The sequence below is a fragment of the Thauera phenylacetica B4P genome (genome assembly GCF_000310225.1).
Taxonomy (GTDB): domain Bacteria; phylum Pseudomonadota; class Gammaproteobacteria; order Burkholderiales; family Rhodocyclaceae; genus Thauera; species Thauera phenylacetica.
Genome location: NZ_AMXF01000007.1, coordinates 34978 through 50569, shown reverse-complemented (window position 1 = coordinate 50569; position 15592 = coordinate 34978). Strand labels below are relative to the sequence as shown.

Sequence of the window (15592 nt, the reverse complement as noted above, 5' to 3'; positions counted from 1 at the left end):
CGAGCGGCGGCGGCCGGCTCGGAGGATCGGGTCAATCCAGGGCATGGGCGGGGTCGGCTCGCGGGGTGGGACGGGAAAGGGGGGAGGAGGTCGGGATCAGCGCGGGGTTCTCGATGCCGCCGTAGATGACGGGCACGCCCGCTGCCGGTGGGGGGGCTGCGAGACCGAGCAGCGCGAGCGCGTCGGTCCGCTGCACCGTGAGCGGTCGCGTGTCCTGCGGATGGCGGAGCACCGCGGTCAGGCGGGCGAGTGCGCGTGCGGCGACGAGTCGGGTTGCCTCCTCCTCCGAGAGATCCAGGGTCAGCGTGCCGAAGGTGCCGCCGAGGAGTTCGCCTGCGCCGTCATCCTCGCCGGGCCGGGTGCGGTTCCCGGTGGCGAGCACGCGCACGCCTTGCAGCAGGGGCAGGGTCAGGTGTTGGTTGTCGCGCTGCACGGTTGCGAGCAGATCGATGCGGTCGCCCGGGCGCAGCAGGCCCGATAGCGAGCTGGTCTCGTCGACCGGGATCGTGGTCGCGCGCCGGCCCGGGGCGAGCTGCGCGGAAAGGCTGGCGGCTCGCCGTTCCTCGAGCTGCGACCACACCAGCGGCTCGCCGCCGCGTGCAGGCTGGGCGAGCAGCGCGCCTGCCGCACGCTCGAACTGTTCCGGCGTGATCGCGCTCGAGTGCAGCCATTCGACCGGGACTTCGCGCACGGCCACGAGGTCGTGGGTGAGCGGCGTACCGACCGCGAGGTCGGTCTTGGCGACGACCGCGCGCCCCATCTGTCCGAGCTGGCGTTGTTCGATCTCGGTGGCGCGCTCTTCCAGATAGCGCGCGGCGAGCCACGCGGCGCCGAGGCCGAAGACGGCGGCGACGGCCAGGATGATCAGGTTGCGGGGGACGCGCTGGAGCATGGTCGGGTCATACCGGGAGTGAAATGCTGGCGAGAAAGCGTGCGAAGCCGGTGGCCACGGCCTCGGCGAAAAAGAGGACGAGCGGCTTGCCGTCGAAGGCCGGGAGGGCGAAGACGCCGAGCACGATGGCGAGGAGCAGCAGATGTTCGACCATCGCCTGGCCGCGGAGGCGCAGGATCGGCCTCATCGTCCGCCCCGCTCGCCGTGCTCGATCGTCTGCAGCGTCACGGTGGTCCCGCTGCCGTGGCGAACGATGGTCGCGACCGCCTCGCGGCCCCGGGCCCCGAACCAAAGCCCCACGCCATCCAGTCCGGGCCGGGAGACCGGTACGCGGCGCTCGAGCGCCAGGCCCTGGGCCGCGAGCTCGCGCACCAGGCGGGCCGCGGCCCAGGAGGGCGACGATTCGTCGTGCCACACCAGGATGCGTGCGCGCCGACCGGCGTCGCTGGTTTCGAGGTCGGTGCTGAGGATGCTGTCCGATGGTCGGCCTGGAGCGGGCGAGAAGGTCGCCGCGGCGAGCGCGAGATCGGACTCGGACAGGGTGCCTTCGGTGCAGGCGGCGGGTGCCGACCGGCATGGACGCAGGCGCAAGGTGCGCAAGGCCGTGCCTTGCTTCCAGGATAGGATCTCCCAGTCGTCGATGCGTGCGCTCGCGGGCTTGTCCGCGAACGCTCCCTGGTAGAAGGCGCGCACGGTGGCTGTCGAAGCTCGAGCCTCGAACTGGCGGATCCGGGTCGGCACGCCATGGATGCGCGCGTCGTCGAACACCGGCGTGATGCGGGCTCCGGCGAAGTGTGGCAGCGGTTCGGGCAGGGCTGCCCTCGTGTCGGCACCGGCGAGCAGGGCAAAAGCAAGGCACATGCGTGCGAGCGTGCCGCAGTGACGCAGATCGGGACGGCGCCGGGGGCCGGGTGCGGGCGTCGGGTGGCGCGAATCGGCTTGCATGGGCATGGTCAGCACCCCTGTGCGAGACGGTCGCAAGGCAGGATCTCGGCCTCGACGCGCCCGACCTCGATGGCCTCGTCGAGCACAAGCGGCGGCAGGGTGCGCCCGACCGTGTTGCCGATCAGCGCAAGCGGCTGGATCGGGTAGGCGAGCGGGCCGGCGTGCTCGATGCGGCGGGCGTAGTCGGCCGATCCGGCCGCCGACCAGTTGTGCCCGAGCAGGACCTGGTGCCGGCGGATCGACAGCCCCAGGGTGTCGAAGGGCGCCAGGCCGGGCACGTCTTGCGGGGATACGCGGACCGTTCCGGTGTGCTCCGTGCCGGCGGGCAGGTCGAGCCCGAGCGGGCCGGCGAGCAACGCGGACGCCGGTGCCGCGTTGCTGCGGGCTGCCAGGTGGACGCCGATGCGGCTGGCCGGCTCGGCGAGCAGGTGGGCGCCGCGATGATCGGTCCACAGGGGGTTGGCGGAATGTGCGCTTGTGGAGTCGCTGGCGCTGCGGCTGAGGATCGGGGCCGTGCTCGTCGAGAAGATGCGCTCGCGGACCTGGGCGGCGAGGACCTCCGCCGTGGGGGAGCGCCGGGCAGGGCCCACGATCGAGGTCTCGAAGGCCACGTAGCGTGCGGCCTGCTCGGCCGCATGGGCGAGATCGAGGTACTTCCCGAGCAGGGGCAAGCTCAGGAAGAGCGGCATGAGGACCAGCGCCAGCACGAGGAACTCGGTTGTCGACTGGCCGTCTTGTGCTGCGCGCGTATTCGAGCCGAGGGGGTGGCCGGGCCTCATGGCAGCGCCATCCCGTCCTGACGCCCAGCGGCCCACGCACGGTCCACCGCGGTGACGGTGGTGAGCCTGGACTGCCAGTAGGGGCTGTAAAGACTGGCTCGCTCCGTCTTGTGGTCGCTGCGCGCAGCTGGACGCTCGAAGAAGACCTCGGCACGCGCCATCGCGGCGAGGTGGCCGCCGGGTGCGTTCGCGTCGAATGCACGCAGCCTCCCCTGCGGTTGCACGCTGCCGACGCCCCCCGAGCCGCGCAGCTTTTCACGTGCCTTGGCAACGTGGACGGTGACGCCGGAGCGGTGATCGGAGGTGACGGAAAGGTCGCGCAATTCGCGTGTCTCCGGCAGTCCGCCGAAGCGGGAGCCACCGGTGTCCGCTCCGATCATGGAGGGCTCGGCAAGGCGCAGCGTGGTGAGCGGATTGCTTGCGTAGGTGTTGCCGTGACGTCCTCGTCCGGCCTCTGCCCCAGCATCGCCCGCGAAGCTCGCCCCGCCCCAGGCGAGCGGGGTGCGACGCCAGCGCCAGCGCCAGCGTTTCATGCGCTGACCCTGGTGCTCGAGGGTGTCGAGCGCTCGCCATTCGTCGTAGCCGATCAGCTCGGTGCCGCCGCGGCGCTTGAGCTCGACCTTGCGCTGCAGCGGTGGCAGGTTCATGCCGTGGATGGACCACACGCGCTCCCGGGTGAAGTCGTCGCGCGAGCGCAGCGTGACATCGGCGACACGGCCCCGTGCATCGCCCTGCGCAGAATCCTTCGTCATCGCACGGGTGAGATCGCGGAACGCGTGGCTGATGGGGTTGATCGCCACCTTCATGTCGGGATCGATCCGCTGCACGAAGTCGTTCGCGAAGGTGTTCTGGGCCACGCCGGTGTCCAGGCTTGCATGCATCACCCGCTGCGACAGGGAGAGTGCGTTGGCGACGGCGTCGTGCGCGCTGGCGATGGTCTGCAGCGCGGTGTCGAGGGTGGCCACCATCGCATGCAGCGAGCCTCCGCTCCCGACATCCAGGGAGGTCGAGCCATTCACTCCGGCGAGCAGTTGCAAGAGGCGAGGATATTCGCCTGGCTTGTATAGCCAGGTCGTGGCAACGCGATTCAGGTTCGGCGAACTCTCGATCGCGGTCTCGAAGTAGTGCATCCACGAGATCAGGCTGATCGCCTGCGCGATGGCAACTTCGTTGGCGACGATCGCCCGGTTGGTGTACGCGTCGTAGTTGAGCGCGCGTGCCTCGAGCGTGGCGATGCTCCAGGCCGTGGCGTCTGCAGCGTTGGCGAGACGCATCTTCTCGTCCACCGTCCTGCCGCTGTTGAACATCAACAGCAGCACCGCCGCGGTGGCGAAGACGAAGAAGAGCCCGAGCACCAGGGCCTGGCCGCGGTGGGAGTCCACCTGGGGCAAGCGCATTCGGGCTCGGGGATGCGGGATCACGACCATGGGAGTGCCCTGGAGGAGACCCGTGGCGACCGTCAGCGGCCTGCGTTGCCGGTGTAGGTGTCGAGCGTGCGGGCCGTGTTGGCCTCGGTCGCCGCCTTGCCGGCCGCGGTTTGCGCGGCGCTCTTGGCGGTGCTGCCATCCTTGCCGGCGATCTCGGTGGCGATCGCCGCGGTCTGGTTGCGCACCGTCTGGCCGAAGTATTGATACACCGCGATCGCACCCACGGCGATCAGCGCCACGATGATGATGTACTCGGTCATGCCCTGACCGCGCTGCCGCCTGAATCCGCTGCCTGCCGCCATGATCGCCCCCTTCCGGATGATGATGAAAGGATAATGACAAACGGAATGAGTGGAGTCAATATGCAAATAAGATCAATTTTTTCGTATCTCCTGGCGTCGTAAACGCCCTGAAGCCCGCTGCAGGGCATGCAGCGGGCTTCCGGCGGGGCGATGCGTCCGGCGCGGGCTCAGCGCGCGATCGGCTTGTAGCGGATGCGCTTGGGCTTGGCGCCTTCCTCGCCCAGGCGCTTCTTCTTGTCTTCCTCGTATTCCTGGTAGTTGCCCTCGAAGAAGAACCACTGCGAGTCGCCCTCGGCCGCGAGGATGTGGGTGCAGATGCGGTCGAGGAACCAGCGGTCGTGCGAGATCACCAGCGCGCAGCCGGCGAACTCCAGCAGCGCGTCTTCGAGCGCGCGCAGGGTCTCGACGTCGAGGTCGTTGGAGGGTTCGTCGAGCAGCAGCACGTTGCCGCCCTGGATCAGGGTCTTGGCCAGGTGCAGGCGCCCGCGCTCGCCGCCCGACAGGTTGCCGACGATCTTCTGCTGGTCGCCGCCCTTGAAGTTGAAGCGACCGATGTAGGCGCGGCTGGGCATCTCGAAGCGGCCCACGGTGAGCACGTCGGCGCCATCGGCGATGGTGTCGAACACCGTCTTGTCGTTGGCGAGACCCTCGCGAGTCTGGTCGACCGCGGCGATCTTCACCGTGGTGCCGATCTCGACCGTGCCCGAATCCGGCTTGTCGCGGCCCTCGATCATCTTGAACAGCGTCGATTTACCGGCGCCGTTGGGGCCGATGATGCCGACGATGGCGCCCGCCGGGATGGCGAAGCTGACGTCGTCCATCAGCAGCTTGTCGCCGAAGGCCTTGCTGACGCCGTGGAACTCGATGACCTTGTCGCCCAGGCGCTCGCCGGGCGGGATGAAGATCTCCTGGGTCTCGTTGCGGCGCTGGTATTCGACGCTCGCCATCTCCTCGTAGCGGGCCAGGCGGGCCTTGGACTTGGCCTGGCGCGCCTTGGGGTTGGAGCGCGCCCATTCGAGTTCGGTCTTCATCGCCTTCTGGTGCGCGGCCTCCTGCTTGGATTCCTGCGCCAGGCGGTCGCCCTTCTGCTCCAGCCAGGACGAGTAGTTGCCCTTCCACGGGATGCCGTGGCCGCGGTCGAGTTCGAGGATCCACTCGGCGGCGTTGTCGAGGAAGTAGCGGTCGTGGGTGACGGCGACCACGGTGCCGGGGAAGCGGGTGAGGAACTGCTCGAGCCACTCGACCGATTCGGCGTCGAGGTGGTTGGTGGGTTCGTCGAGCAGCAGCATGTCGGGCTTGGACAGCAGCAGCTTGCACAGCGCGACGCGACGCTTCTCGCCGCCGGAGAGCTTGCCGATCACCGCGTCCCACGGCGGCAGGCGCAGCGCGTCGGCGGCGATCTCCATCTGGGTCTCGACGTCGCTGCCGGCGGTCGCGAGGATGTTCTCGTACTTCGCCTGTTCCTCGGCGAGCTTGTCGAAGTCAGCGTCGGGCTCGGCGTAGGCGGCGTAGACCTCTTCCAGCTTCTGGCGCGCCTCCATGATCTCGCCGAGCGCAGCCTCGACCTCTTCCTTGACGGTCTTGGCGGGGTCGAGCTCGGGCTCCTGCGGCAGGTAGCCGATGCGCTGGCCGGCGAGCCACTGCACCTCGCCGTCGTAGTCCTTGTCCACGCCGGCCATGATGCGCAGCACGGTCGACTTGCCCGAGCCGTTGAGGCCGAGCAGGCCGATCTTGGCGCCGGGGAAGAAGGAGAGGGAGATGTCCTTGATGATCTGACGCTTGGGCGGAACGATCTTGCTCACGCGCAGCATCGACATGACGTATTGGGCCACTACGGGTACCTCGTTGGCGGTGTTCGGTGGGGCGGAAAAGGGCGGAGTCTACCCGAGTGGGCAGCGGCCGGCACGCGTGGAACTTGCGGCTAGCCGATTGGGGTATTACGCTGCGCCTACTTGTAAGAAATGCAGGAAGGAGGGAGTCGACATGCACACCACACTGACGAGCAAGGGGCAGGTGACGATCCCCAAGCACATCCGCGACGCGCTGCACCTCGAGCCCGGATGCGCGATCGAATTCCGCATCAACCGCGAGGGCGAGGTGGTACTGACACGCCCCCGCACGCTGCAAGACGAGAATGATCGCTTCGAACGCCTGCGCGGCAAGGCCGACGTCAAGTGGCGCACGGACGACCTGATGGCCATGCTGCGTGGCGACGACTGATGCTGCTGGTCGATACCAATGTGCTGATCGATGTGCTGGAAGACGATCCGCGCTGGGCGGATTGGTCCATCGACACGCTGCGTCGGCAGTCTCGAGTGCATCGACTGGCGATCAATCCCATCATCTACGCCGAACTTTCCTTGACCTTCTCGACCGTCGAGGCGCTGGATGAGGCGGTCACGGATTTCGGCGTCGAAGTCGTCGAGATCCCCAGGCCGGCGCTCTTTCTCGCGGGCAAGGCCTTCGTCGCCTATCGCCGAAACGGCGGCCAGCGGAGCAACGTGCTGGCTGACTTCTTCATCGGTGCGCATGCCGCGGTCGAAGCCTGGCCAATCATGACGCGCGATCCGCGCAAGTATCGGCAGTATTTTTCGTCGATCGAACTTGTGGCGCCGTGAAGCGTGCAGGGGCCTCCGGTGGCGTTTACTGCGTCAGAGCGTCCGGCACCGAGCTCGAGCGATGGGCAAGCGAGCCGTCATCAGAAGTGGCGCAGGTCTCGTTGGAGCCGCGCCGGTGCTTCTCGCGCTCAGCGCCGTGCCGCCGCTCGATAGACCGCGTTGCGCTCCCGCTTTCCGATCGCGACGACGACCACGATCAGTTGCGCGTCCCGAACATCGTGGACCAGCCGATGGTCCACGCTGCGCAGCTTGACCTTGTAGCGGTCGGGGTGTCCGCTCAACCTGGCGGCTGGCACGCGGGGCGCGTCCAGCCGTTCGGCGAGCTTCTTCTTGAACTGTTCGCGGATGCTTCCATCGAGCTTGCGCCACTCGGCCAGGGCCCCGTCGACGAAGCCCAGCTCATAAGTCATCGAGGCTCACCTTGACGACCGGCTGGCCAGCGCGGGCATCGGCGAGCGCGTTCAGTTCGAGGTCTTCCAGCCGTTCCATCATCTCTTCGAACACCTTTGCGGGAACGCAGTAGAAGGCGGGGGCGTTGCGATTGAGGATCGCAACCGGGAAGCCTTCCCCGGCAGCGACCGTGCCCATGGGGTTTTTCTTGAGTTCGGAGACGCTTGCGGTCGTCTCGACCAGGATCTGATGTGCCATTTCGAGCGTCCTGAAGACCTGATAAGAGTACGAAGAATGGCACTTGATGTGGAAGATGCGACTCCGCGAAGAGGGCCCGGCGTTCGCACTCGAGCGCCTCAGCCACGTCTGAGCCGGGACGGGGATGTGGCCTAAAGCATCCCCTCGATGTCCTTCACCAGCTCCTCCGGCGTCGTCGTCGGCGCGTAGCGTTCGATGCGCTCGCCGTCCGGGCTCACCAGAAACTTGGTGAAGTTCCACTTGATCGCCTCGGTGCCGAGGATGCCTTTGGCGTGCTGCTTGAGGTGCTTGTACAGCGGGTGGGCGCCGTCGCCGTTGACCTCGATCTTGGCGAACATTGGAAAGCTCACGCCGTAGTTCTTCGTGCAGAACGCGCCGATCTCCTCCGCGCTGCCCGGCTCCTGGGCGCCGAACTGGTTGCACGGAAAGCCGAGCACGACCAGGCCGCGGTCCTTGTAGGTCTGGTGCAGCTTTTCCAGGCCGGCGTAATGCGGCGTGAGGCCGCACTGGCTGGCGGTGTTCACGATCAGCAGCAGCTTGCCGGCGTATTCGGCGAGCGTGGTGGTGCCGCCGGCGAGGCGGTCGACTTCGATGTCGTAAAGGGAAGAAGACATGCGGGGCTCCACAGCAAAGGAGGGGTTGGGACGAGCTTCGAGCCCTGCATGCGGAAAAAGTTTGATCGGCGCGTCGGCCCTGCGCAGCCAGGGCGCTCAGCTGGCCGCGCTCACTTGTCGACGAAGGCGCGCTCGATCACGTAGTCGCCGGCCACGCCGATGCGCGGCGACATTGCAAAGCCGTGCGCGTCGAGCAGGTCGCAGCAGTCCTTGTTCATCGCCTGGCTGCCGCAGATCATCACCCGGTCGTGCGCCGGATCGAGCGCGGGCAGGCCGATGTCGGCGAAGAGCCGGCCGGATTCGATCACGTGGGTGATGCGGCCGGTGTTGCGGAAGGGCTCGCGGGTGACGGTGGGGTAGTAGATCAGCTGCTCGCGGACCTGCTGGCCGAAGTACTCGTGCTGCGGCAGCTCGCGGGTGATGAAGTCAGTGTAGGCGAGCTCCGAGACGAAGCGCACGCCGTGCACCAGCACCACCTTCTCGAAGCGCTCGTAGGTCTCGGGATCCTGGATCACGCTCAGGAAGGGCGCCAGGCCGGTGCCGGTGGCGAGCAGGTAGAGGCGCTTGCCGGGGTTGAGGTCGTGCAGCACCAGGGTGCCGGTGGGCTTCTTGCTCACCACGATCGGGTCGCCCGGGCGCAGGTGCTGCAGGCGCGAGGTGAGCGGGCCGTCCTGCACCTTGATGCTGAAGAACTCGAGGTGCTCCTCGTAGTTCGGGCTGGCGATGCTGTAGGCGCGCGTCAGCGGCTTGCCGCCGACGTCCAGCCCGATCATGACGAACTGGCCGTTCTCGAAGCGCAGCCCGGGGTCGCGGGTGGTGCGGAAGCTGAAGAGGGAGTCGTTCCAGTGATGGACGCTGAGGACGCGTTCGGTAGCGAGGCTGCTCATGGTTTCGGGTCTCTGCAGGCTGCGTGAGGTGGGAATGGGGCGATTCTAGGTCGTCCTCGTTACCTGGATCGTGGATAATCTTCATATCCTTAATCGACTTCATCGATATGAGATTCACCCTCCGCCAGATCCAGGTCTTCGTCGCGGTGGCCCGCGCCGAGCACGTCTCGCGCGCGGCAGAGAGCCTCGCGCTGTCCCAGTCGGCGGCGAGCGCGGCGCTCTCCGAGCTGGAGAGCCAGTGCGCCCAGCCGCTCTTCGACCGCCACGGCAAGCGCCTGCGCCTGAACGAGCAGGGCAGCCTGCTGCTGCCGTACGCAGTCGAGCTGCTCGACCGCGCCGCCGAGCTCGAGGGCCGCATGCGCGGCGAGCAGGGCCTGGGCCCGCTGCGTGTGGGGGCGACGCTGACCATCGGCAACTACCTGCTGCCCTTGATCGTGTCGGATTTCCTCCAGGCCCACCCCGAGAGCCGGGTGCAGCTACAGGTGCGCAACACCGCGACCATCGCCGAGCGCCTGCTGCATCACGAGATCGACCTCGGCCTGGTCGAGGGCCAGGTGGTCGATGCCGAGCTGCACACCGAGCCCTGGGTCGAGGACGAGCTGGTGGTGTTCTGCGCGCCGGGGCATGCGCTGGCGGCACGCGGGCGCGCGAGCGTGGCCGAGCTTGCGGGGCAGCCGTGGATCCTGCGCGAGCGCGGCTCGGGCACGCGCGAGACCTTCGATCGCGCGCTGCGGCATCACCCGGCCGGGGTCGTGCCGCGGCTCGAGCTCGAGCACACCGAGGCGATCAAGCGCGCGGTGGAGAGCGGCCTTGGGTTGGGTTGCCTGTCGCGGCTGGCGCTGCGTGATGCCTTCCGGCGCGGCAGCCTGGTGGCGGTGGAGGTGCCGGAACTCGACCTGCGCCGGCGTTTCAGTTTCGTCTGGCATCGCGGCAAATACCACGGCGCCGCGCTGCGCCGCTTCGTCGAGGATTGCCGCGCCTTCACCGCCGGCGCCCGGCGCAGTGACGAGATCCCACTGCCGCCGGTTGCCTGAGGCCCGCATTCGCGCCTGCCGGCGCTCCTACAGGAACCGGCGCGGCGACGATGTGCGTGCAGGAGAACCGCCACAGCTCCGGGTGTTGTAGGAGCGGCGGCAGCCGCGAAGACGGCCGTGTCGCGAGCGACGGGGGCTTGCGCAGCCTGGACCGCCCATTCGCGCCTGCCGGCGCTCCTACAGGAACCGGCGCGGCGACGATGTGCGTGCAGGAGCGCTGCCGCAGCTCCGGTGTTGTAGGAGCGGCGGCAGCCGCGAAGACGGCCGTGTCACGAGCGACGAGGGCTTGCGCAGCCGGCACCGCGCATTCGCGCCTGCCGGCGCTCCTACAGGAACCGGCGCGGCGACGATGTGCGTGCAGGAGAACCGCCACAGCTCCGGGTGTTGTAGGAGCGGCGGCAGCCGCGAAGACGGCCGTGTCACGAGCGACGAGGGCTTGCGCAGCCGGCACCGCGCATTCGCGCCTGCCGGCGCTCCTACAGGAACCGGCGCGGCGACGATGTGCGTGCAGGAGCGCTGCCGCAGCTCCGGTGTTGTAGGAGCGGCGGCAGCCGCGAAGACGGCCGTGTCACGAGCGACGAGGGCTTGCGCAGCCGGCACCGCGCATTCGCGCCTGCCGGCGCTCCTACAGGAACCGGCGCGGCGACGATGTGCGTGCAGGAGAACCGCCACAGCTCCGGGTGTTGTAGGAGCGGCGGCAGCCGCGAAGACGGCCGTGTCGCGAGCGACGAGGGCTTGCGCAGCCGGCACCGCGCATTCGCGCCTGCCGGCGCTCCTACAGGAACCGGCGTGCCGACGATGTGCGTGCAGGAGCGCTGCCGCAGCTCCGGTGTTGTAGGAGCGGCGGCAGCCGCGAAGACGGCCGTGTCACGAGCGACGAGGGCTTGCGCAGCCGGCACCGCGCATTCGCGCCTGCCGGCGCTCCTACAGGAACCGGCGCGGCGACGATGTGCGTGCAGGAGAACCGCCACAGCTCCGGGTGTTGTAGGAGCGGCGGCAGCCGCGAAGACGGCCGTGTCACGAGCGACGAGGGCTTGCGCAGCCGGCACCGCGCATTCGCGCCTGCCGGCGCTCCTACAGGAACCGGCGCGGCGACGATGTGCGTGCAGGAGAACCGCCACAGCTCCGGGTGTTGTAGGAGCGGCGGCAGCCGCGAAGACGGCCGTGTCACGAGCGACGGGGGCTTGCGCAGCCGGCACCGCCCATTCGCGCCTGCCGGCGCTCCTACAGGAACCGGTGCGGCGACGATGTGCGTGCAGGAGCGCCGCCGCCGCTCCGGTGTTGTAGGAGCGGCGGCAGCCGCGAAAACGGCCGTGTCACGAGCGACGAGGGCTTGCGCAGCCGGCACCGCGCATTCGCGCCTGCCGGCGCTCCTACAGGAACCGGCGCGGCGACGATGTGCGTGCAGGAGCGCTGCCGCAGCTCCGGTGTTGTAGGAGCGGCGGCAGCCGCGAATGGCCGCTTCAGGCCGCGCCGCGGCGGCGGAAGTCGCGCGGGCGGAAGCCGAGCGCGAACAGGGTGGCGAAGTAGGCGATGGCGCCGCCCAGCACGATCAGCGCCAGGCGTAGGCCGCGCTCTAGTCCGCCGATCTCGGTCCACAGGCTCGTCGGTCCGCTCGCGAACCACAGCGCCGTGCCCATCACGCAGAGCGCCACCAGCAGCTTGAGCGCGAACCGGCCCCAGCCCGGCTGGGGGATGTACACCTCGCGCTTGCGCAGCCCCCGATACAGCAGGGCGGCGTTGAGGCAGGACGCCAGGCCGATCGCCAGCGCCAGCCCCGCGTGGCGCAGGGGGATCACGAAGGCGAGGTTCATCAGCTGCGTCGCCGCCAGGGTCAGGATCGCGATCTTCACCGGCGTGCGGATGTCCTGGCGCGCGTAGAAGCCCGGCGCCAGCACCTTCACCAGGATCAGCCCGGTCAGCCCCACGCTGTAGGCGACCAGCGCGCTGCGCGTCTGCATCACGTCCGCGGGGGTGAAGGCGCCATAGTTGAACAGCGTCGCCACCAGCGGTACCGCCAGCAGCGCCAGCCCGAGCGCGGCGGGCAGGGTCAGCATCAGGGTCAGGCGCAGCCCCCAGTCGAGCAGCGAGGAGAACTCCTCGGCCTTGTCGTCGGCGTGCAGCTTGGAGAGGCTGGGCAGCAGGATGGTGCCCAGCGCCACACCGAGCAGGCCGGCGGGGAACTCCATCAGGCGGTCGGCGTAATACAGCCAGGACACGCTGCCGCTCTCGAGGAAGGAGGCGAAGATGGTGTTGATCAGCAGCGAGATCTGGCTCACCGAGACGCCCAGGATGGCCGGCGCCATCAGCTTCATGACGCGGCGCACGCCGGGGTCGGAGAGGTCGAGGTCGAAGCGGGGCATCATGCCGATCTTCATCAGCGGGCGGATCTGCAGTGCGAGCTGCAGCAGGCCGCCGAGGAACACCGCCCAGGCCAGCGCCAGCACCGGCGGGTCGAACCAGGGCACCGCGAACAGCGCCATGCCGATGAAGGCGAGGTTGAGCAGCACCGGCGTGAAGGCCGGGATGGCGAAGCGGCTCCAGGTGTTGAGCACGCCGCCCGCGAGCGCCACCAGCGACATGAAGAAGATGTAGGGGAAGGTGATGCGGGTGAGCTCGACGGTGAGCTCGAACTTGCCCGGGTCCCCGGAGAAGCCCGGCGCCGACACGTAGATGATCAGCGGCGCGGCGAGCGCGCCGAGCGCCGCGACCACCGCCACCACCAGCCCCAGCACGGTGGCGACGCGGCTGACCAGGGTGTGGGTGGCGGCCTCGCCCTGGCGGTTCTTGTACTCGGCGAGGATGGGTACGAAGGCCTGCGAGAAGGCGCCCTCGGCGAACATGCGGCGCAGCAGGTTGGGCAGGCGGAAGGCGACGAAGAAGGCGTCGGTCGCCATGCCTGCGCCAAAGGCGCGCGCGATCACGAGGTCGCGCACGAAGCCCAGGATGCGGGACAGCAGGGTCATGCCGCTGACGGTGGCGAGCGCGCGCAGGAGGTTCATTCGGTGGGGGCGTGCGCCGGCTGGCTGCGCGCGGAAAATGCGGAGCGCGCATCATAGCCGCCTGCCGCGGTCTCGATAAGCGGAAAGACGGAAAAGACGCTTGCATTCATCGGAGTGGGTCCCTATAATCGCGGACTTTTCCAGAACCACCAATACGGACACGAAATTTATGGCCAACTCGGCACAAGCTCGCAAGCGCGCCCGTCAGGCGACCAAGGCCCGCGCCCACAACGCCAGCCTGCGTTCCCGCCTGCGTACCGCGATCAAGGCCGTGCGCAAGGCCATCGTGGGTGGCGACAAGGCGGCGGCTCAGTCGGTCTTTCGCACCTCGATGAGCACCATCGACAGCATCGCCGACAAGAAGATCATCCACAAGAACAAGGCCGCTCGCCACAAGAGCCGCCTGTCGGCCGCCGTCAAGTCGATGGCTGTCTGATCCTTGCCGCATGCCGGCGCTCCGGCGCCGAGATCGAGAAAGCGACCTGCGGGTCGCTTTTTTGTTGGGCGTCGTTCGCATGAGAGCGGCGGGGGCCCTGTTCGCGCCTTCCGGCGCTGCTACAGGGGGCGTGCACGGGATGGAGGGGGGCCGCAGCCGCGAGGGTTGATGCAGGAGGAGCGGCAGTTGCGAACGGGTGTCCGCGCAGGTGCCACGGTCGGTGCAGGCGCGGCGGTTCATGGAGGAGCGGCGGCAGCCGCGAACGGGTTCTCCCGCAGGCCCTGCCGTCTCAGAGCGGTGCGTCGCCCATCCACTCGATCTGGAGCTTGTTGTCGTTGGCGAAGTTCACCATGAACTTGTAGGCCAGCGGCTCGACGTCGTAGAGGCGGGCGTCGACGAGGACGGTCTTGTCGCCCTTGAGCGTGCAACCCGGGCGCACGTAGGGCGAGTACGTCATGCGGTGGTCGGCGCCGAAGGCGGACATGACGCCGCACAGGCGGTCGGACCAGTCGCTCGGACGGAATTTCTTCCCCTCCCTCGTGACCCCGACGATGATGAAGTTCTCGATCTTCTGATTCATGTGTGATGCCTTGCCGGCTTCGGGGATGCGCATGTTCCGGTTCTTCGTCGCCGGAATCAGGACGGCCGCGATTCTAGCAGAAATCGCCTGCGCTCATTCCGCCGCGCGGACCGCCGGCGGTCGGGTGCGTGGGCGGTCCGCTTATGTACAGGTCCGGCCGTTTTGGCTTAACATCGGCACATTTCCTGCACGGCGGCGTCTGCCGCCGTGTGCGTTTTCCGGCTTCGCACAGATCGAGGTGCCCGCATGTCCCATGTCATGAATACCTACGCCCGCCTGCCCGTGGCCTTCACGCACGGCGAGGGCGTGTGGCTGTACGACGAGGCAGGCAAGCGCTATCTCGATGCCCTCTCCGGCATCGCCGTCAACACGCTCGGCCACAAGCACCCGCGCCTGGTCAAGGCCATCGCCGACCAGGCCGCGCGCGTGCTGCACACGTCCAACCTCTACGGCATCCCCTTGCAGGACAAGCTCTCGGACCGCATCGCCGAAGTCTCCGGCATGGACGAGGTGTTCTTCTGCAACTCCGGCTGCGAGGCCAACGAGGCGGCGATCAAGCTCGCGCGCATGTTCGGCCACAACAAAGGCATCGAGCTGCCGCACATCATCGTCATGGAGAGCGCCTTCCACGGCCGCACCATGGCGACGCTGTCGGCCACCGGCAACCGCAAGGCCCAGGCCGGCTTCGAGCCCCTGGTGCAGGGCTTCATCCGCGTCCCCTACAAGGACATCGAGGCCATCCGCAAGATCGCCGAGCACAACCACAGCGTCGCCGCGGTGATGCTCGAGATGATCCAGGGCGAGGGCGGCGTGAACGTCGCCGACGACAGCTTCCAGCGCGAGCTGCGCGCCCTGTGCGACGAGAAGGGCTGGCTGATGATCTGCGACGAGGTGCAGTGCGGCATGGGCCGCACCGGCAAGTGGTTCGGCTGGCAGCATGCGGGCACCAAGCCCGACGTGATGACGCTGGCCAAGGGCCTGGCCTCGGGCGTACCGATCGGCGCCTGCGTGACCAGCGGCCTGGCCAGGGGCCTGTTCGGGCCGGGCAACCACGGCTCCACCTTCGGCGGCAACCCGCTCGCCTGCGCGGCGGGCCTGGCCACCTTCGACGCCATCGTCGAGGACAGGCTCATGGACAACGCCGTCGCCGTCGGCGAGGCGATCCGCAAGGGCATGGCCGAGGCGCTCGCCGGCGAGGCCGGCGTGGTCGACATCCGCGGCCGCGGGCTCATGATCGGCATCGAGCTCGACCGCCCCTGCGGCGTGCTGATGGCGCGCGCCGCCGAGAACGGCCTGCTGCTGTCGGTGACCTCCGAGCGCGTGGTGCGCCTGCTGCCGGCGCTCACCTTCACCGCCGCCGACGCGCAGACCCTGGTGTCCATGCTGGCGCCGATGATCCGCGACTTCCTCGCGAACGGCTAAGGACCG

General features: G+C 68.5%; 18 protein-coding genes. 5 read left to right on the top strand and 13 right to left on the bottom strand.

Annotated elements, in window-relative coordinates; translation table 11 throughout:
- Window positions 1–31: 31 nt before the first annotated feature.
- From cpaB to ettA, 7 genes are all read right to left on the bottom strand, one after another.
- Complete coding sequence (gene cpaB, locus C667_RS02665) at window positions 32–892, bottom strand: Flp pilus assembly protein CpaB (RefSeq protein ID WP_004356523.1); 861 nt, start codon at window positions 890–892, stop codon at window positions 32–34.
- Between the two features lie 7 nt (window positions 893–899).
- A complete protein-coding gene (locus tag C667_RS02660; protein ID WP_004356522.1) occupies window positions 900–1079 on the bottom strand; it encodes a hypothetical protein in 180 nt (59 codons plus the stop codon).
- Window positions 1076–1753 (bottom strand): hypothetical protein, encoded by a 678-nt coding sequence (locus tag C667_RS02655; protein ID WP_004356521.1) that lies wholly within the window; start codon window positions 1751–1753, stop codon window positions 1076–1078. Before C667_RS02655 ends, C667_RS02660 begins: the two co-directional genes overlap by 4 nt.
- A gap of 92 nt (window positions 1754–1845) precedes the next feature.
- The gene (locus C667_RS02650; protein WP_039920620.1) at window positions 1846–2616 is read right to left on the bottom strand and encodes a hypothetical protein; all 771 of its coding nucleotides are present in this window, start codon (window positions 2614–2616) and stop codon (window positions 1846–1848) included.
- Window positions 2613–4013, bottom strand: coding sequence for a hypothetical protein (locus C667_RS02645; RefSeq protein WP_004356517.1), 1401 nt, complete (start codon window positions 4011–4013; stop codon window positions 2613–2615). The genes C667_RS02650 and C667_RS02645 overlap by 4 nt, the downstream gene beginning before the upstream one ends.
- 62 nt (window positions 4014–4075) lie before the next feature.
- Window positions 4076–4303 carry a Flp family type IVb pilin gene (locus tag C667_RS02640; protein WP_004356515.1) on the bottom strand — a complete coding sequence of 76 codons (228 nt, stop codon included), beginning with the start codon at window positions 4301–4303 and terminating at the stop codon, window positions 4076–4078.
- A gap of 209 nt (window positions 4304–4512) precedes the next feature.
- Complete coding sequence (ettA, locus tag C667_RS02635; RefSeq protein ID WP_004356513.1) at window positions 4513–6177, bottom strand: energy-dependent translational throttle protein EttA; 1665 nt, start codon at window positions 6175–6177, stop codon at window positions 4513–4515.
- 151 nt (window positions 6178–6328) lie between these two features.
- Between ettA and C667_RS02630 the strand changes: the two genes are divergently transcribed.
- Together C667_RS02630 and C667_RS02625 are read left to right on the top strand one after the other, a co-directional pair.
- Window positions 6329–6565 carry an AbrB/MazE/SpoVT family DNA-binding domain-containing protein gene (locus C667_RS02630; RefSeq protein ID WP_004356512.1) on the top strand — a complete coding sequence of 79 codons (237 nt, stop codon included), beginning with the start codon at window positions 6329–6331 and terminating at the stop codon, window positions 6563–6565.
- Window positions 6565–6963, top strand: a complete 399-nt coding sequence (locus C667_RS02625) for a type II toxin-antitoxin system VapC family toxin (protein WP_004356509.1) — start codon at window positions 6565–6567, stop codon at window positions 6961–6963. Before C667_RS02630 ends, C667_RS02625 begins: the two co-directional genes overlap by 1 nt.
- A 128-nt stretch (window positions 6964–7091) precedes the next feature.
- On the opposite strand, the gene C667_RS02620 is transcribed toward C667_RS02625, so the two are convergent.
- From C667_RS02620 to C667_RS02605, 4 genes are all read right to left on the bottom strand, one after another.
- A complete protein-coding gene (locus C667_RS02620) occupies window positions 7092–7373 on the bottom strand; it encodes a type II toxin-antitoxin system RelE family toxin (protein WP_004356508.1) in 282 nt (93 codons plus the stop codon).
- Window positions 7363–7611, bottom strand: coding sequence for a type II toxin-antitoxin system Phd/YefM family antitoxin (locus C667_RS02615; protein ID WP_004356505.1), 249 nt, complete (start codon window positions 7609–7611; stop codon window positions 7363–7365). The genes C667_RS02620 and C667_RS02615 overlap by 11 nt, the downstream gene beginning before the upstream one ends.
- A 131-nt stretch (window positions 7612–7742) precedes the next feature.
- The gene (locus C667_RS02610; RefSeq protein ID WP_004356501.1) at window positions 7743–8225 is read right to left on the bottom strand and encodes a glutathione peroxidase; all 483 of its coding nucleotides are present in this window, start codon (window positions 8223–8225) and stop codon (window positions 7743–7745) included.
- A 110-nt stretch (window positions 8226–8335) separates the two neighbouring features.
- Complete coding sequence (locus C667_RS02605) at window positions 8336–9112, bottom strand: ferredoxin--NADP reductase (protein WP_004356498.1); 777 nt, start codon at window positions 9110–9112, stop codon at window positions 8336–8338.
- Window positions 9113–9219: 107 nt separating this feature from the next.
- On the opposite strand from C667_RS02605, the gene C667_RS02600 reads away from it, so the two are divergent.
- On the top strand, window positions 9220–10146 hold the full coding sequence (locus C667_RS02600) for a LysR family transcriptional regulator (RefSeq protein WP_004356497.1): 927 nt from the start codon (window positions 9220–9222) through the stop codon (window positions 10144–10146).
- Between the two features lie 1463 nt (window positions 10147–11609).
- Here C667_RS02600 and murJ read toward each other — a convergent pair.
- Window positions 11610–13148, bottom strand: coding sequence for a murein biosynthesis integral membrane protein MurJ (gene murJ / locus C667_RS02595; protein WP_004356495.1), 1539 nt, complete (start codon window positions 13146–13148; stop codon window positions 11610–11612).
- A gap of 169 nt (window positions 13149–13317) precedes the next feature.
- On the opposite strand from murJ, the gene rpsT reads away from it, so the two are divergent.
- A complete protein-coding gene (gene rpsT / locus C667_RS02590) occupies window positions 13318–13584 on the top strand; it encodes a 30S ribosomal protein S20 (RefSeq protein WP_004356493.1) in 267 nt (88 codons plus the stop codon).
- A 289-nt stretch (window positions 13585–13873) separates the two neighbouring features.
- Here rpsT and C667_RS02585 read toward each other — a convergent pair whose 3' ends face one another.
- Entirely contained in the window at window positions 13874–14164 is a 291-nt protein-coding gene (locus C667_RS02585) for a DUF3579 domain-containing protein (RefSeq protein ID WP_039920625.1), read from the bottom strand.
- Between the two features lie 246 nt (window positions 14165–14410).
- Here C667_RS02585 and C667_RS02580 point away from each other — a divergent pair, with 246 nt between their 5' ends.
- The gene (locus C667_RS02580; protein WP_004356490.1) at window positions 14411–15586 is read left to right on the top strand and encodes an aspartate aminotransferase family protein; all 1176 of its coding nucleotides are present in this window, start codon (window positions 14411–14413) and stop codon (window positions 15584–15586) included.
- Window positions 15587–15592: the final 6 nt, after the last annotated feature.

Bases quoted from the DNA above. Each gene is read 5' to 3' on its own strand.
- rpsT (WP_004356493.1), top strand. From the start codon at position 13,318: ATGGCCAACTCGGCACAAGCTCGCAAGCGCGCCCGTCAGGCGACCAAG.
- C667_RS02655 (WP_004356521.1), bottom strand. From the start codon at position 1,753: ATGTGCCTTGCTTTTGCCCTGCTCGCCGGTGCCGACACGAGGGCAGCC.
- C667_RS02620 (WP_004356508.1), bottom strand. From the start codon at position 7,373: ATGACTTATGAGCTGGGCTTCGTCGACGGGGCCCTGGCCGAGTGGCGC.
- cpaB (WP_004356523.1), bottom strand. From the start codon at position 892: ATGCTCCAGCGCGTCCCCCGCAACCTGATCATCCTGGCCGTCGCCGCC.
- C667_RS02615 (WP_004356505.1), bottom strand. From the start codon at position 7,611: ATGGCACATCAGATCCTGGTCGAGACGACCGCAAGCGTCTCCGAACTC.
- C667_RS02640 (WP_004356515.1), bottom strand. From the start codon at position 4,303: ATGACCGAGTACATCATCATCGTGGCGCTGATCGCCGTGGGTGCGATC.
- C667_RS02645 (WP_004356517.1), bottom strand. From the start codon at position 4,013: ATGCGCTTGCCCCAGGTGGACTCCCACCGCGGCCAGGCCCTGGTGCTC.
- C667_RS02630 (WP_004356512.1), top strand. From the start codon at position 6,329: ATGCACACCACACTGACGAGCAAGGGGCAGGTGACGATCCCCAAGCAC.
- C667_RS02660 (WP_004356522.1), bottom strand. From the start codon at position 1,079: ATGAGGCCGATCCTGCGCCTCCGCGGCCAGGCGATGGTCGAACATCTG.
- C667_RS02605 (WP_004356498.1), bottom strand. From the start codon at position 9,112: ATGAGCAGCCTCGCTACCGAACGCGTCCTCAGCGTCCATCACTGGAAC.
- C667_RS02650 (WP_039920620.1), bottom strand. From the start codon at position 2,616: ATGAGGCCCGGCCACCCCCTCGGCTCGAATACGCGCGCAGCACAAGAC.
- murJ (WP_004356495.1), bottom strand. From the start codon at position 13,148: ATGAACCTCCTGCGCGCGCTCGCCACCGTCAGCGGCATGACCCTGCTG.
- C667_RS02580 (WP_004356490.1), top strand. From the start codon at position 14,411: ATGTCCCATGTCATGAATACCTACGCCCGCCTGCCCGTGGCCTTCACG.
- C667_RS02585 (WP_039920625.1), bottom strand. From the start codon at position 14,164: ATGAATCAGAAGATCGAGAACTTCATCATCGTCGGGGTCACGAGGGAG.
- C667_RS02610 (WP_004356501.1), bottom strand. From the start codon at position 8,225: ATGTCTTCTTCCCTTTACGACATCGAAGTCGACCGCCTCGCCGGCGGC.
- C667_RS02625 (WP_004356509.1), top strand. From the start codon at position 6,565: ATGCTGCTGGTCGATACCAATGTGCTGATCGATGTGCTGGAAGACGAT.
- C667_RS02600 (WP_004356497.1), top strand. From the start codon at position 9,220: ATGAGATTCACCCTCCGCCAGATCCAGGTCTTCGTCGCGGTGGCCCGC.